This is a genomic window from Thalassomonas sp. RHCl1, assembly GCF_947387555.1.
GTDB lineage: Bacteria > Pseudomonadota > Gammaproteobacteria > Enterobacterales > Alteromonadaceae > Thalassomonas.
On record NZ_CANDNZ010000001.1, the window covers coordinates 1,246,995 to 1,262,701 of the forward strand.

A 15,707-nucleotide genomic window follows, 5' to 3' on the forward strand; every position below is an offset into this window, starting at 1 on the left:
CCGCGGGAAAATCGCCGATGACATGGGGGTCGTCCGCTAAGTGTTACTGTACTACTATTGTAGATAGCATTTTTCAGCCTGAGGCAAACCATGAACCTGGAAGTAGATAATTTACTTTTGGAGTCCCTCAAAGAAGTCATGGACTTAACCCCCAATGCCCTGGGTTTTTTCGACCGGGACTACAGATTATTGTATTGCAACGACGTAATGGCCTCTGTGCTGGGCAAGCCCAAAGAACAAGCCGTAGGCCAGCTGCAAAAAGACCTGTTGCGCGAGGCCTATAACCATTCCATCGGCATAAAAATAGATGCCGACAATTTCGATACCTGGTTTGACGAAGTCGAAAAAACGCAGCGCAGCGTGGAATACAACCAGTACGAAACCGACACCAACGAAGGGCAATATTACAATGTGACCCGCATGACCTTAAGCAACGGCATGAATGTGATAGTGGGGGCCAACATTACCGAGTTGAAAAAAATTCAGATGACCCTGACCCAGGCCATTACCGACATAGAACAACTGGCCAATACCGACGAACTGACCGGTATTTACAACCGGCGTTATTTTATTGAACTGTCGGAAAAAGAAATCGGCCGGGCTAAACGATATGACCACCCTTTGTCGTTGATTGTGATAGATATCGATTTTTTCAAAGCCGTGAATGACGGCTACGGTCACCATGTTGGCGATACGGTACTGAGTTTTTTTTGCAAACAGTGTAACGAGCAGTTGCGTGACAGCGATACATTATGTCGGGTAGGCGGTGAAGAGTTTGCCATTTTGCTGCCTCATACCCAGGTTAATCATGCCGGTGATATTGCCGAGCGTATTCGTTTGTGTATTAAAGCGAGTGAGATCCCTTATGATGACAGCGGCTCGACTTTGAACATCACTCTTTCTTTGGGAGTTACCCAGTTTAAGGAAGGGGATATTAATATTTCTGATTTGTTGATCCGGGGGGATAAAGCGTTATATCAGGCTAAAGACTCGGGGCGGGATCAGTATGTGGTTCAGTTGTGATAGGGCATCTTCCAAAAGTGGTTATTGTTAAAAGGGCAGAAGTTTAGCCGCTGTCAAAGTTAATAATGCCCTAATTGATCAGTTGTGTGCAGACGCACCATAAACTTGCTGCCTGGTGAATATCCTTTTCAATAGTTTGATTTACCTCACTTCAAACAAATAACCCTTGCGAATTAAATTGACAACTTGTTGAAGCTGTAGCATCTTGGGCGCAGATAATGGATTAACCCGCATTTTAGCGCTTGCCATAAGAGCAAAATAACATGATGTATTACCCCTTAGTTGCATGTAAAGCCACCGGTTTAAACGGATAATAATGTGACCGGAAATATACAGTTTTACAATGATAACGCCCGTCATGTTGCCCAGCAGTACTTATCAAAATCCTTTGAAGAAATACACGCCGGTGTATTGTCTTATGTCACCCCGGTATTGAATAAAGCGGACGCCCGTATTTTAGATATTGGCGCCGGAGCAGGGCGTGATGCCAAATACCTGGCAGAGCAGGGACAACACCAGAATGTTAGTGTCACAGCCGTTGAACCGGCAAAGCTTTTAGCCGACATAGGAAAACAGCATACTCAAGAACTCAATGTAACTTGGCTGGAAGATTCACTGCCAGCCCTGGCACAAGTCACCCGGCAGGAAGTTAGTTTTGACCTGATTTTACTCAGCGCGGTTTGGATGCATATTCCTGAAAGTGACCGTGCCCGCTCAATACGTAAACTGGCTAATCTGTTAAAACCGGGTGGCAAATTGGTAATAAGCCTGAGGCATAGCCGAACCGAGCACACGGCAGATTCTCGAAAAATGTACGCCGTGTGTGCGGATGAATTAAAGAAGCTTGCTAAAAAAGTGGGCTTGTTTACGGTAAGTGAAAGCCAACGAGAAGATGACAAGCTGGGACGGGAAGAAGTCAGCTGGCAGACGGTGGTGTTGCAGTTACCTGATGACGGTAGCGGTGCTTTTCCGTTTATAAGGCATGTAGCAACCAACGACGGAAAGTCAGCCACACATAAATTAGCCTTGTTGCGGGTATTACTGCGAATTGCCGATGGTCACCCGGGAGCTGTATTAAGACGAGAAAGCAGTCTACATGGCGACAGGGTTATTTTACCCGCAGGGTTAGTAGCACTTTACTGGTGCCACCAATACAAAGATCTAATAGACAAACACCAATTATTTCAGACACCAAACAAAAGCCCTAACATGGGATTTATGAAGCCTAATGGCTGGCATAAATTAACACATCGCACCGCAGCCGATTACCGTATCGGCCATATGTTTACCGGCGATGACGCCATAGCTTTGCATAAAACTTTGTCTGATGCGCTTAGCAATATTAAAGGCATGCCATGTAAGTACATAACTTTGCCTAACAGTGAACAAGGTGTGTTTGAAGTTGCCAGCAAGCCGGTGCGAGCCAAAGAAAGCATTTTCTTAGATTTAGCCACACTCACCCAGTGGGGAGAGTTTTCACTGCCCGAGCATATATGGCTGGCATTTAACCGTTATGCTTGCTGGATAGAGCCGGTATTGGTAAGTGAATGGGTAAATACAATGCTCAGCTACAAGGGGAATGCCAGGTACCAGGCGGTAGAAAAACATTATGTTCTACAACAGGCATTAAACTGGTTGGAACCTAAAAGAAGCACGACTGAAATTCGCCAGCGCTTCGAGCAGTTGCAGCAACAACAAACACAACATTGTGTATGGACCTCTAAAACTCTTAAGCAGAAATACAACATAGATCATTGCATGCCGTTTTCTCGTTGGCCTAATAATGATTTATGGAATTTGTTGCCTTCGGATACGCAGGTCAATAATCAGAAAAGTGATCGCCTGCCAAGTGAGAAAAAACTAAAAGAAGCAAAAGATCGTATGTTGCGCTGGTGGCAAAGTGCTTGGCTAGAGGATGAAATACTAGTTGAAGAGCCCCCAGGAATTTTTAACGTAGCTCAGAGGCAGCGTTTTTTTGCTGAGGCTAATATTGCCCTACCTGGTTTAGCTGTAAATAATTCTTCAGTTGATGACTTGTTTGAAGCGCTAGTGATGCAGCGAGGTCGTTTAAAAGAGATGCAACAATTAAGGGAGTGGTAAGCATTAAAGTTACATATTAATTTTTTGCAGTGAATGAAAGTTAAGTTTTATAAACAAGGAAATAATTATGTTATGTAAAGTTTGCGATAGAGCATTAAATAGAACGCAATGGAGTAAAGATGAGACTTTAAAATCTTGTCCTAGCTGCTCACAAGAGAATGGGGCAGAGCATGTTTTTTTTAATTACCCTGTTAGATTTGGAACGACTCCATTTCGAGCTTCACCTAATCATCCAGAAGGACCTCAAAGTCACTGTATAGAATGCAGAGCAGATAACCTTGTAGATATGAGTCAAGCTGTTTATTGCTCTGCTATTGAGATAAAGTGACTATCATTTCTTTTAATTTAACATTACCCAACTGCTAGCTTAGCCGTATCATGCCATAAATAAGCTGGCATAGTGTGTGCCAATTTCCATGTAATATTCATAGGCTGGCTGCCTTCATATTTCACAAAATTCACCGGACCAAAGTTCACAAACCCCATGGTCCGGCCATTTTCATCTTTAGCCTGTTCCCGTACAAATAAAATAACTGTTTTGCCGCATTTTTGCTGGTTTATATAGCTAAGCCCCTTACCTGAGTTTGGACGTGCGCTATTTTGCGTTTGCCAGTGAAACAGTTCTGGGCTGATGGCATAGTCGTGATACATGGTTGTGGCAGAAAACTGTTTTTCGCACTTGTTAAGGGTGACAAAAAGCAGCTCGGTATTAATGTCAGAAATATTTAATACACCTTCACGGCTGGATGATTTTTTCTCAAAAGTGCTATCGCCAAAAGCCACCAAGATATGTTCTTTGGGGTAGCGCACATGCATTTTTAATGGTGATGCATCGACAGCCTTATTAGCTACTTTTGGCATGGGGAATTCATTGATATCCAAACGTTCCATCAATATCGTTAATATGTCATTGAGTTCATTTTGCAGCATAGGGTTATGTAATGCCCGTAAACTTTGTTTTAATGATTTAAAGCCAAGTTGTGAGCCGGGTTTATCCCAGAAGTCGTAATGGCACATAAGGGCGAAATGCTGTGCTTGCGTGTTGTTGATATCGTCGTCATGCCCTTGTTTAAGTGCAAAGTCGTTGTTACATAAAGTTTGTAAAAAGCGTAGATAAGAGATTGAGGTGCAATTTAATAAACGATTATTGATGGCTCGATAATAAGCGCTTGCCAAATCACTCGCTAGGCCAGTTATCTTGTCATTATTGCTGGCTGCTACTAATGCTGACCAACCTCCAAAGCTGTATGGTTTCCCTAGTTTGATTTTATAGATATCTTCCAGGGTTATATTGGGCTGGAGTTGTAGAAAATTAGCCAGTGTTAAAGGTAAATGGGTATGGTGAGTAAAATTGTTAACCAGGCTAAATAGTTTCTTTTTATTCAGTAGCGCGCTGCGTATATTCTTTAAAATCATTTCTTGAGTTTTTTCTTGTAACTCAATACGACAGCCTAAAGGTAAATGTGGGAATCCTTGTTTTATTTCTTTATCGATTGACTGACTCGTTTTCCCCACTAAAGCACGGAATTTATGGGAAAAGTCGTATTCAGGTCGTGAATTACCGACAAAATCAAGCACGGTGCAACATTCTTTGTTATCGGTGAGGCGTAAGCCGCGACCCAGTTGCTGTAAGAAAATGGTTAAGCTTTCTGTTGGTCGCAGGAACAATAAGGTGTCTAATTCGGGTATATCTACCCCTTCATTAAAGATATCGACAACGAATAAGACATTAATCTGTTTTGATCTTAACAGTTTCTGTTGTTGCTCACGTTCTGCGCTGTTATCACTGGTAAGCACACCGCAGGATATTCCTTTAAGGGTAAATTTGTTCGCCATAAATTGTGCGTGATCTTTACTGACACAAAATGCCAAGGCGCGCATTTCGGATATATCGGTAATGATTTCGCTTAAGCTTTGCAGGATACGTTGTACCCTTTGATCGTTAAAGGTATATAAATGGGTTAACTCCGCCACGTCATAACGGCCCCTAGACCAGGGGATACTTGTTAGGTCAGTATCGTCATTAATCGCAAAATATTGGAAAGGGGTCAGATGGCGTTGGTTAATTGCTTCTGGTAAACGGATTTCAGCGGCAATAACATGGCAAAAGTCAGCTAGAATGTCGATGCCATCATGGCGCTCAGGTGTTGCTGTTAACCCTAACAAAATTTGTGGCTGAAACTGGGCTAATACTGTTCGATAACTATTGGCAGCGATATGATGTACTTCATCAATAACCACATAATCAAAATAATCTGGTGTAAGCGCTAAGTTTTCAATTTGATTATTCAGGCTTTGAATTGAAACGAATAATTGTTGGTAATTACTCGGTTTATTATTGCCCACCCATAATTCGCCAAAGGTACTGTTTTTGAGTACGCCGCGATAAGCCGCTAATGCCTGCTTTAAAATTTCTTCACGGTGGGCGATAAACAAGAATTTTGCATTCGGATTAGCTTGATAAAAGCGAGCAAAATCAAAGGCTGAAATAATGGTTTTACCGGTACCTGTTGCTGCAACCACTAAGTTTTTATAGCGCTGGTGCAGTTCTCGTTCAACCTGTAATTTATTTAAAATAGCCAGTTGGTGTGGGTGCGGAGTGATATCGAAATAATAGTTAGTGCCAGTAGCATTATAACTTCCTTTCGCTTCTTTAAGCGCCCGGGTTAATTTATCGCGGCTTTCGACGTTGCCGGTAAAAGTTTCAAAATCAGGTGATTCCCAATAAGTTTCAAAAGTGCTTAATGACTTTTCAATGATATGGGGAATTTCTTGTGAGGTTATTTTAAGGTTCCATTCAAGGCCGTTTGTTAATGCTGAATGGGATAGGTTAGATGAGCCTATATAGCCAGTATGAAAGCCGGTATCACGTAGAAACAAGTATGATTTAGCATGCAGGCGTTCACGGTTGGTATTGTAACTAAGCTTAATTTCAGTATTGGGCAATGAAGCTAAAAATTCTACGGCTTTTGCGTCTGTTGCCCCCATGTAAGAGGTGGTGATCACCTTTAATTGTTTGCCGCTACGGGTAAAGGCTTCTAACTCATTCTTAAATATGCGGATACCGGCCCATTTGATAAAAGAGACTAACCAGTAAATTTTATCTGCAGATTGGATTTCGCGTTTTAGTTCTGTTTCAAGGGATATACCGACATTGCTGCCACAAAATAGCTCACTTTGCGTGAGCCCGGTAAGTGGCATAATAGAGTCAACATAACTGGGTAAATCAGCTGAAATAGGATTGGTTTTATCAAATAAGGCCGTTAGGATTTTACCTTGACTATCGAGTAAATTTTCACTGATGAGCTCTGCATCATGAATGTGTTCACTTAACCAATGGATGAGGGTATTGGCTAAGTTTATTTGTTCTGAAATACGGGTATTGCTTTGAGGAACAGACTCCATCGCCAACTCAATAATACGAGTTAGAAAGCGAGATAACCAAGTTGCTGCTTCTGCTGTTTCTAACAGGCGCTCACCTACATGAAATGAATCTCGGTTAAGGTTTTGTTCAACCAGTTGGGTGATAAGTTGTTCGTAAATACCGGTTTGATTCATGAAACGTCCATGTAATGCTATTGCAGATAGTAAATTGTTCTTATTTCCTCATGATATCAGATGCTAAGAACAAACAGAATAAGTGTGTAGGTGTTGTTTCATGGGCCTAAAGTGCAATAGCTTTGGCTGATTCTAACTTTCCCTCTCAATAATGAACTGCTAGTATTTTAGGCTAACTAACGGATTAGCTTGCTTCAAAGCTGTAGCTCGCCTGCACTAAAAGGATTTAGTATGCCCAGCGAAATTGATATTTGTATCAGCAGTAAAACCTGTTCATCCCTGCCTTGCTCGCCTGACCCACAAGCTGTGGAGGCTTTTTTACAAGATAACCCGCATATTAGCGGGAATTTTATTCCTCAAGGCACGCCTTATATTTTACGGCAGGGACAGATAGATAAAACACGCCCCTGGCAGGAGTTAAGGCCTGATTTGGCCAGTAACTTTAACCAGCTGAAAGCTTTACCGGCACAATCCCGGCGTAATATTGCCGAACTTAATGAAACGTATGGTATGCAATTTTTAGCTGCATTATCAGAATTTCATCAGGCAGAGATCGCACCTATGATTGCTGAGGTGAAAAAATACCAGCAAGATACTGTTATTCCTTTTTTAAAATCAGATAGTCATGGTCTGGCCGGTGCCGGAGCTACGGCATTGGAGACTCGTTTAACTGGTTTTGCCAGGGCCGCTATTAAATACCAACAGGCATTGAAAAATTTACATAAAGCATATAAAGCCAAAGTGAGGGGAATTGAGCTGGTGAAGTTGGAACAAACTGTCACGAGCTTGAATAGGGAGTTGAATACTAAATTTGGTGCAGAGCTAAATAAATATATGGGTAATGCTACAGCCAGCAGGCGGGGCACAGTATGGTCAAATCCTCAACGGGGAATTAATATTGCCAAAAGTGCTAGAAACGCTAAATCTATTGAGCTGTCAACAACCCGGTCATTTGAAATTATTAAACGTTTTGAGAAGGCGGCTAATATCGGGGGAAAAGGGATAATCTTATTAGATGCTGGGTTTCGTGGTGAAGATGTTTATCTGGATTATAAAGCTGGTAAAGACTGGCAGCGCAGAGCTGTGGTTGAAACGACTGGTTTTGGTTTCAGCACCGCAGCCGGGGCTTGGGTGGGAAGTACTGTAACTACGGCGGCTGTTAGTCTTCTTATGGTAAGTACTCCTTTGGGCTGGGCTTTTGTAATAGGGGCTGGTTTGACCGCTGGTTATGCAGCCGCTAAAACAGGAGATTGGATTGGTAAGGGGTTAGCAGGCAATATTTATGATGCCAGTAGTAGTTTTGATTGGTTTTAATTTAGGTTATCAATATGTTTGAGTTTCTTACTGAGGATTGGTTTATTTATGGTGCAGGAGTATTGTTTTTTGTCTGTGCATTTTTTTCTGTGTGTTTTGGCAGAATATCGGTAAAGCATATAGAGCAAGAAATGGCTAAAGAGGGAAAATCACCTCCTGGTTGGGATAAGGGAATAGGTGCAAGAGTTGGTGCCTATGCTGTTGCTCTTGTCATAAAAAGAATTCCTCCTCATTCCATTATTGATACTAAGGCTGCAAAGCGTCATGCCCGCAAAAAAGACATTTACCTGGCCGGACTTTTTCTTAGTTCGCTTGTGTTATTTATAACGGTTGCCGGAACGGGTTACCTTCTTTACGGTTCAAATGGTTAATTGTCTTTCTTGGATAGGAGCCTTAGATAAAAGTGGTAACACCATTGAATAGTGAGGAGTTGGTCAGGTTTATGATACCAGTTACCTATATGCTCCTGAGTAAGGAAAAGTGAATTTTTACGATGCTTTAATGTTGAGCCTTATCATCTCCATTTTTATATTAGCTATTGCGCTGTTCTGCTTTAGTCGCATAACCGTTAAACATATAGAAAATGAAATGGCTAAAGCTGGGAAGTTACCTCCGGAGTGGGACAAAGGGATTGGCGCGAGATTACCTGCGTATGCTTTGATTATTTTATTTCCCAACATTAACCGGCATGCTTCTTTAGTTGATGTAGAGTCAACCAAGCGTTATGCCCGCAAAATAGATTGGTATTTAGCACTTTTTTTCGAACTCAGTTTTGTTACGTTAATTGTAATTATGGCTTTAGCATATTTTTTGTATGGGCCTGAATAGTGCCAGTTCTTTTGATTTAAAGTGGAGTAACTTTTTTTATGGGGCTTACGACTCAGCATTGGATTGGCTTCATTGGCTTATTTCTGCTGTTTGTTTGGGGAATTTCAATATTTTGCTTTAGCAAGATAACGGTTAAACACATAGAGCGAGAAATGGCTAAGGAAGGTAAGTCACCTCCAGAGTGGGATAAGGGAATTGGTGGGCGATTTAGCCTTTATGCCATGGCTATAGTGATTAATAAAATGGCCCGAAAGACACTTGTTGATGGTGAAGCTATCAGGCGTCATGCCCGTAAAAAAGATTGGTATTTGGCGGTGTTTTTTCTTAGTTCTTTCATCGCGGCTATGAGCATGGTTGGCGTTTTTTATTATCTGTATGGTCCGTGATCATTACCTCTAAGATAGGTGTGGTAAAGACTGGCAATTTAGTGATGTTTCCGGAGTTACCGGGTTTGGTGCATCTTCAACTGTGAGTGATCAATAAACCGAAGGTTAAGCATGGAAATAACTGCTGAACATTGGCTCGTTTTAGCTATAGTCATACTCTTTACATTATGGGGAGTAGCAATATTTTGTTTCGGACGGATATCCGTTAAGCATATTGAGAATGAAATGGCTAAGGAAGGCAAATTACCGCCTGAATGGGATAAAGGGATAGGTGCCAGGTTGGCGGCATATTCGAGTGTGAACTTATTTCCTAATATAAACAGGCATGCTTCTTTGATTGATGTTGAATCAACAAAACGTTACGGACGTAAAATTGATTGGTATCTGGCTTTTTTTGTTAAGGCAACATTTTATGTTTTAGTTTTAATGGCAGTGTTAGCTTTAATGAGATGGTCCGCCTCGTTATTCCAAATAATTGTCTTGCAATAACGAGGCGGACCATACATTTATATATTTGATATAGATTACTCCTGACTTTAAGAGGGCACTGTGAATTTATATGACTGTTTGATGCTGTCTATTTTATTGCTGATTTTTCTAATAGCTATTGCTACTTTCTGCTTTAGCAGGATCTCTGTTAAATATATAGAAAATAAAATGGCCAAAGAAGGTGAGTTACCGCCTGAGTGGGATAAAGGTATTGGTGCTCGCATTACTATGTATGCCATGGTTATTGTCGCGAAAAAGGCAGCTGATGTGTCGCCGGTAAATGATCAGTTGATTCTTCGCTATGCCCGTAAAAAAGATTGGTATTTAGCGCTTTTCTTCCTTGGTTCATTTGTTGCCTTCATTTGTGTGAGCGCTATAGCTTACTACCTATACGGCTCTGAGTAAGGATAAGTGAACTCCCCGGTGTAGTCTGACAGCACCAACTACTGCGCCCCGAAGCAGCGCAGCAGTTGGTTCTATGAGTTAAGGTTTAGTTGCCAGCTTAGAGGAAGCCAGACTTGGTGTTATCCTTAATTCATCTTGATTGACCACTATCGTGACCTTCTGCCCTACGGTAAAACCGGCCTGGCCGAGCCACTTGCCTCTTAACACGATATAAGGCTCAAGCACCACCGGCACATAATTAAGGCCAACCCCGCGGGTTTTGGCGGCGTTCTCACATATGGTTTCTAAAACAGTAAGTTGGCGTGAGGCGGGATATTTTGCTTTTGCCGAGCTGGGCTCTGACGTATGATTAGAATCAGCCATTACGGACTCCTCTTTAGTTCGTTGTGGTTAGCAATCTCTGGGTGTGCTCGCACTCAGGGGTTGCGGTTGTTGTTGCGGCGCTTTATACGCGCTAATGGGTAGAAATACTGGTGAGGTTGTCCTCCTTTGTTGCTGAGAGGCACTTATAATAAAAGACCAGAATGCTGTATAAAGCAACAGTGAAGTGGTTGTTTATTAGATTAATATCTGCAATAAACGGGGCTGGTTATGCCCTTTGTTTAAAGTGACAGAATCTGATTTTAGCGGCTTTACTGAAGGTGTTGTATAAGGTCAGAATGAGACTCCCATGGCCTCTTGAAAACAAAGTTGTTCTCCGGCAAGTATCCTATAACCGCATTAAAACACCAAAGCATGATATAGAACAATAAACGCAATTGATAACTATTATCACCTACTGTAGTGTGACAGTTTCTACTCCCTAGCAATAGCAAACTTGTCTCATGTTTAAGTTATCCGCAATCTCTATCGTTATCGGCAGTGCTTTAATGGCCTCTGCCAATTATGCTTTCGCCGAGGCTAATACCCTTTCTTCAGTCCCGGATGAACATTTCACCATTACCGCCACCCGCACCGAGCGCTACTTCATGGAAAGCCCTGTGTCTATTTCAACGGTTGATGCGCAGGATATTGAGCGTGCCTCGGCCGATTCCATCGCCGATACCTTAAGGGATATTCCCGGTATCCAGGTGGCAGATGCGGCAACGGCGGGCATGAAACGGATCACGTTACGCGGCGAAAGTTCGCTCAGAGTGGCCATTTTGGTTGACGGCCAGGAGATTACCGACCATTCCACCTATGGCGCGCCGTTATTACTTGATACCTCAATGGTGGAACGTGTTGAAGTGATCCGCGGCACCAGTTCGGTGTTATACGGGGGCAAGGCGCTGGGCGGGGTGATTAATATCATCACCAAAAAAGGCGGCAGCGAACCATTGCAGGTCAGTTTGTCGTCAAGTTATAACTCGGCGACTCATGGTCAGCAGTATGCGGCGAGTCTATACGGTTATGTTGACGGTTTTGACTATCGCATTTCTGTGTCGGATAACGATCATAAAGACCGCAATACCCCTGACGGCGACCTGGAGCACTCAAGTTTTAACAATAACAGCCATTCGCTTTATCTGGCCAAAGAGCTTGATGAACATCGCTTTGGCATCACCTACGAGCAATTTAACTTAGCCAGTGAAATTGCCACCGGCATAGAAAATTTCACCCTGGATATGCCGCAAAGGGATCGCAGCAAGTTGGCGGCTTTTTATAGCTATGAGCCTGACGGCGAGCTGTTGAAAAAAATTCACTTTGATGCTTATAAGCAGCAAATAGATCGCAACTTTGTCCAGCATATCGAAATGTCGGTGCCTGCAGGGCCGGCGATGTCTATTGATAATATTGTCGATACCGACATTGAGGAAACGTTGAAAACCTCAGGCATTAACAGCCAGTTTGATTTTCAGTTAAATGAACAGCATTATGCCATTGTCGGCTTTCAGCTGGTTAAAGATGATTTAGACAAAGCCACTACCAATATCACGCAAACCACCCGCAATATCCCCGGGGTTCCGGCAGTGCCCACTGTGGTTGAAAGCCTGAGCATTGAAGAGGCAAGTTTAACCACCAAGGCATTATATTTTCAGGATGAATGGCAGCTGTCAGATAAGCTGATAGTAACGGCAGGCGCGCGCCAATATTGGGTGGATGCCGAGCTTAATGAAACCAGCAAACCGGGACTTTCGCCGGGTAAAAATGATGACAGCGAGTTTATCGGCTCAATTGCCGCCAATTACGGTTTTGATGAGCACAATAATATGCGCTTTGTCTTTAGCCAGGGTTATCATTATCCGACCTTGCTGCAAATTGCCACGGGGGCAACGGCTGCCGGGCGCTTTATCAATCCGAATGCCAATCTCAAGGCGGAAAGCTCAGACAATGTTGAGTTGGGTTACCGGTTATTTACCGATAACTGGTTAATCGATACCAGCTTATTTTACACCGATGCCGATAACTATATCACCAAGCAGGACTGCGCCGATGGTATTGGTGTTTGTATTAATCCGGAAAACGATCAGATTTATGTCAATGCCGACAAGGCGAAAACAACAGGTGTTGAACTTAGCGTCAATTATCATGTCAGCGAGCACATTACTCCTTATGCCAATATTACCTGGTTATCGCGCAAGGAAACCTATGGCAGTTTTACTACCAGAGACACAGGCACGCCGTCCCTTTACGGTAAGTTAGGGCTGAAATATGAAAATGAAGGGGCGCTGCTGGGCGCTTATTATTTTGACGCTTATCTCAGGGCGGCAAGCAATGCCAGGCTGGCGGAAGCAGACGGCAGCAGTGAACATTATGACAGCTGGAAAACCGTGAATCTTGCCCTGGGCACAAGGTTTGGTGAGCAACAAAATTATCTGGTGAATATGGAAATCAGCAATATCTTTGATTCAGAATATACTCCGGCCAAAGAGACATTGCTTGCCCCCGGACGTTCCTTTATGCTCAGGTTCAGCACTGATTTTTAAGGGTTGTTCCATGAAAAAACTATTAGCCGTTGCTTGTCTTTTATTGCCTCTTTTCGCTTGTTCGGGCCAGCAGGGAAAATCAGATAAGGTCCAGGCAGAAAAGGGCAGCAGAACCATAACGGTACAAGTGAACATAGCGCAAAATTTACTGCCGGATGATGCAGAAAACTGGACCCTTTATGTGTATGCTGCCAAGCCCAATACCCGGCTGCCGCTGGCCAATTTCAAAGGTAAGTTATCGCAGCTGCCGGGGGAAGTGCTTTTGGATGAAAGCATGTATTTATTGCCCCACTTAACCTTAAGGCAAGCGGAGGAAGTGGTGATTGTTGCCAAGGCAAGTAAAAGTAAAAATCCACACAAGAAAAGTGCGGAAGACATAATCGGTTATTCCGGTGCGCTCAGTTTTTCATTGGCTGACAAGCTGGAGGCGAATGTGATCATTGACCGGCACGATGCGGCGCAATAATCAGGGGAAGTCTTTTTTGATAAATCAGCGTGAGGGCTGCTTTAAAAGGTCTTTTTGATGAAACTCTCCCATCAGGCCCGAGTTAAAGGGTCTGATGGGGGAGTTTTCTTTATAAGGCTTATTTCAGCGCTTTTAACGCTTTGCGCCTGGGTGGCTAAAGGTGTTTAGCTCTGCGCCTGGCAGGCATTGCTCAGGCGGGCGATTAACTCACCAATTTCAGCCTTTAATTCATCGTCATTGCCAAGCTGGGCCGCATCATTGGCCTGGGTGGCAAATTCCAGTGCTTTGGCGGGCTCGCCAAATTCATCATATCTTTCTGCCATCGACAAATAGATAGTGGCGCGATGCTTATCCAGGGAATATTTTTCTGCCTTGTCCAGCGCAATTTGGTAGATGTCCAGCGCCAGATCGCCGTCATCGGTGAAGTCGGCCAGCATTTCCCACTGCAGCGGGTGGTCATTGGCGGTTCCCTGGCTTTTCTGGCAAAGCTCCTGCAGTTTGGCCACTTTATCGGCTCTTAAGGTTTCGTTTTCCTCGGCTGAGGCCTGGGCGATGTCCTGGGCGAGTTTCAGTATTTTATCGAATAACGGGGCTTTCATACTAGGTACCTGTGTGGGCAAATGGCTGTTTTTCTGTGCCGCTTTTCTTAGCTGCCTTATGGCGGCTTTTGCACAAAAACGGTTAACACCGGCTTGGTGTTTGCACCTTTATCTATAGTAAAGCGCTTGCCATTTGCGGGATAAATAAAATTGCGCGCATGATAGCATGCTGGCTTACTTACGCAAGGATTACGCAACAGCTAGGCAAGCGCTAGCTAACTTCAATGCAGCAATGCTTATAGCGCTTGCCGCTGCCACAGGGGCAGGGATCTTTTTTTCTTACCTTGATGTCCTCTTTAATTTCCCGCACATCCTGCTGGTAAATTTCGCTCAGGGAAGCGAACAATACCGGGTGTTTTTGTTGCAGCATTTGCGGGCGTTCAAAAAAGTATTCGCTGGTCACGGAAAGAAATTCTGCCGGGTTGGTGGCGCCGTATTGCCGGATGTTGCTTTTACGGCGGGTAATTTCCTGAATTTTTTTCTCCATCAGCTCAAACCAGGGGATGGAGTACTGATGATCCAGCAGCCGCTCAGGGTAGCCGTCGCACTTGCCGTCCATCATATCGATCAGATGGACAAATTCATGGATACCGACATTTTGTTTATCCCTGTCGTTGCTAAAGCCTAAGTGCAGGGCCGGCTGGCTAAGGATCATTTTTCCCGCCATCGGGCCGGTGCCGACCATGCCGGTGATGCAGGAGTCCGGCTGGCCGATTTCAAAGTTTTCGTTAAAGGCATGGGGCAGGAGATAGACGGTTTTCAGGTTCAGGTAATGCCAGTCGGGAAAGGCCCATACCGGGATAATGGCGCTGGCGGCCACAAGGAGTTTGTCCTGGTCGCTGACGTTTATCTGGCCCGATTCTACCGTGGTGGTTTCTAAAAACAGTAATGCCCTTTGCTCGAATATCACCTTGTCCTGGTCGTTTAAGCTGCGGTAAAAGCTGACTTCTTGCTCCAGAAACAGCGACCACTGGTTACAGAAGTAGGGATTTTTCGGTGCTTTCGGTGTTTTGGGTTTAGCTAAACCGGCAAAGAAGTTTTTTATTGCGTTTAGTATCATCAGTTTATTCCGTATTAAGGGGCTTAGCTATTCTAGCAAAATCGCCGGGGCAGATCAGGAATGAATCAGAGAAGGATATTGGTGCAGGGCTGTTGGTTTGCACTGTTACCGGGAATGTAAGCGGGTAAGTAAACCGGGGGAAAGGTTTAAGAGGGGAAAGACTCCCCTCTTGTTTTATCTACGTCTAGATAAATTGCTGCTACATACAGGTATGGGAATTGCTGCATTTGCCGTCTGATGAACTACAACTGTGAGTACCTGTTGTTTTGCTCTTATTAGAGAGGCCGAAGGCTCCTGTTAGGGAGGCTGATGTCTCCTTTAAGACAATCTTATGTCTCTTTCAGTATCACCGGGGCTGGTAGCGTTTTGTTGCTTTTAGTTTAATGGTTAAGATCTCCTTATTATTGTTAGGGTTCACAAATAAGCGTTTTTCCGTTTCATGAATTTTAGGAGGCTCAGGATGCTCTAAAACCTGAACAACTTTAAGCTAGCATTTTAATTTGTAGAGTGTCAACTCTTAAAATAAACACTTTAAGTACTAGTTGTTAACAAATATTGCAGCCGATTAACCGG

Annotated in this window: 14 protein-coding genes; 10 read left to right on the forward strand and 4 right to left on the reverse strand. The window is 43.6% G+C overall.

The window, feature by feature from the left end:
- The first annotated feature begins 90 nt into the window (after nucleotides 1–90).
- Together QL234_RS05465 and QL234_RS05470 are read left to right on the forward strand one after the other, a co-directional pair.
- On the forward strand, nucleotides 91–1,023 hold the full coding sequence (locus tag QL234_RS05465; protein WP_281556818.1) for a sensor domain-containing diguanylate cyclase: 933 nt from the start codon (nucleotides 91–93) through the stop codon (nucleotides 1,021–1,023).
- Between the two features lie 318 nt (nucleotides 1,024–1,341).
- Entirely contained in the window at nucleotides 1,342–3,123 is a 1,782-nt protein-coding gene (locus tag QL234_RS05470) for a class I SAM-dependent methyltransferase (protein WP_281556819.1), read from the forward strand.
- 351 nt (nucleotides 3,124–3,474) lie between these two features.
- Here QL234_RS05470 and QL234_RS05475 read toward each other — a convergent pair whose 3' ends face one another.
- Nucleotides 3,475–6,681, reverse strand: a complete 3,207-nt coding sequence (locus tag QL234_RS05475; protein WP_281556820.1) for a DEAD/DEAH box helicase — start codon at nucleotides 6,679–6,681, stop codon at nucleotides 3,475–3,477.
- A gap of 231 nt (nucleotides 6,682–6,912) precedes the next feature.
- Here QL234_RS05475 and QL234_RS05480 point away from each other — a divergent pair, with 231 nt between their 5' ends.
- From QL234_RS05480 to QL234_RS05505, 6 genes are all read left to right on the forward strand, one after another.
- Nucleotides 6,913–7,995 (forward strand): hypothetical protein, encoded by a 1,083-nt coding sequence (locus QL234_RS05480; RefSeq protein ID WP_281556821.1) that lies wholly within the window; start codon nucleotides 6,913–6,915, stop codon nucleotides 7,993–7,995.
- Nucleotides 7,996–8,009: 14 nt separating this feature from the next.
- Entirely contained in the window at nucleotides 8,010–8,366 is a 357-nt protein-coding gene (locus QL234_RS05485) for a hypothetical protein (RefSeq protein WP_281556822.1), read from the forward strand.
- 109 nt (nucleotides 8,367–8,475) lie between these two features.
- Nucleotides 8,476–8,823 (forward strand): hypothetical protein, encoded by a 348-nt coding sequence (locus QL234_RS05490; RefSeq protein WP_281556823.1) that lies wholly within the window; start codon nucleotides 8,476–8,478, stop codon nucleotides 8,821–8,823.
- 38 nt (nucleotides 8,824–8,861) lie between these two features.
- Nucleotides 8,862–9,209, forward strand: a complete 348-nt coding sequence (locus QL234_RS05495; protein ID WP_281556824.1) for a hypothetical protein — start codon at nucleotides 8,862–8,864, stop codon at nucleotides 9,207–9,209.
- A 111-nt stretch (nucleotides 9,210–9,320) separates the two neighbouring features.
- Complete coding sequence (locus QL234_RS05500; RefSeq protein ID WP_281556825.1) at nucleotides 9,321–9,698, forward strand: hypothetical protein; 378 nt, start codon at nucleotides 9,321–9,323, stop codon at nucleotides 9,696–9,698.
- Between the two features lie 60 nt (nucleotides 9,699–9,758).
- Nucleotides 9,759–10,103, forward strand: coding sequence for a hypothetical protein (locus QL234_RS05505; protein WP_281556826.1), 345 nt, complete (start codon nucleotides 9,759–9,761; stop codon nucleotides 10,101–10,103).
- A 78-nt stretch (nucleotides 10,104–10,181) separates the two neighbouring features.
- On the opposite strand, the gene QL234_RS05510 is transcribed toward QL234_RS05505, so the two are convergent.
- Nucleotides 10,182–10,466 (reverse strand): SymE family type I addiction module toxin, encoded by a 285-nt coding sequence (locus tag QL234_RS05510; protein WP_281556827.1) that lies wholly within the window; start codon nucleotides 10,464–10,466, stop codon nucleotides 10,182–10,184.
- 461 nt (nucleotides 10,467–10,927) lie between these two features.
- Here QL234_RS05510 and QL234_RS05515 point away from each other — a divergent pair, with 461 nt between their 5' ends.
- Together QL234_RS05515 and QL234_RS05520 are read left to right on the forward strand one after the other, a co-directional pair.
- Entirely contained in the window at nucleotides 10,928–13,009 is a 2,082-nt protein-coding gene (locus QL234_RS05515) for a TonB-dependent receptor (protein WP_281556828.1), read from the forward strand.
- Between the two features lie 10 nt (nucleotides 13,010–13,019).
- Complete coding sequence (locus tag QL234_RS05520; RefSeq protein WP_281556829.1) at nucleotides 13,020–13,475, forward strand: hypothetical protein; 456 nt, start codon at nucleotides 13,020–13,022, stop codon at nucleotides 13,473–13,475.
- 164 nt (nucleotides 13,476–13,639) lie between these two features.
- Here the strand turns inward: QL234_RS05520 and QL234_RS05525 are convergent, their stop codons facing one another.
- Together QL234_RS05525 and QL234_RS05530 are read right to left on the reverse strand one after the other, a co-directional pair.
- Nucleotides 13,640–14,074: a hypothetical protein gene (locus QL234_RS05525; RefSeq protein WP_281556830.1), complete on the reverse strand. Its 435-nt coding sequence runs from the start codon at nucleotides 14,072–14,074 to the stop codon at nucleotides 13,640–13,642.
- Nucleotides 14,075–14,285: 211 nt separating this feature from the next.
- Nucleotides 14,286–15,134, reverse strand: a complete 849-nt coding sequence (locus QL234_RS05530; protein WP_281556831.1) for a zinc-dependent peptidase — start codon at nucleotides 15,132–15,134, stop codon at nucleotides 14,286–14,288.
- Between the last annotated feature and the right edge of the window lie 573 nt (nucleotides 15,135–15,707).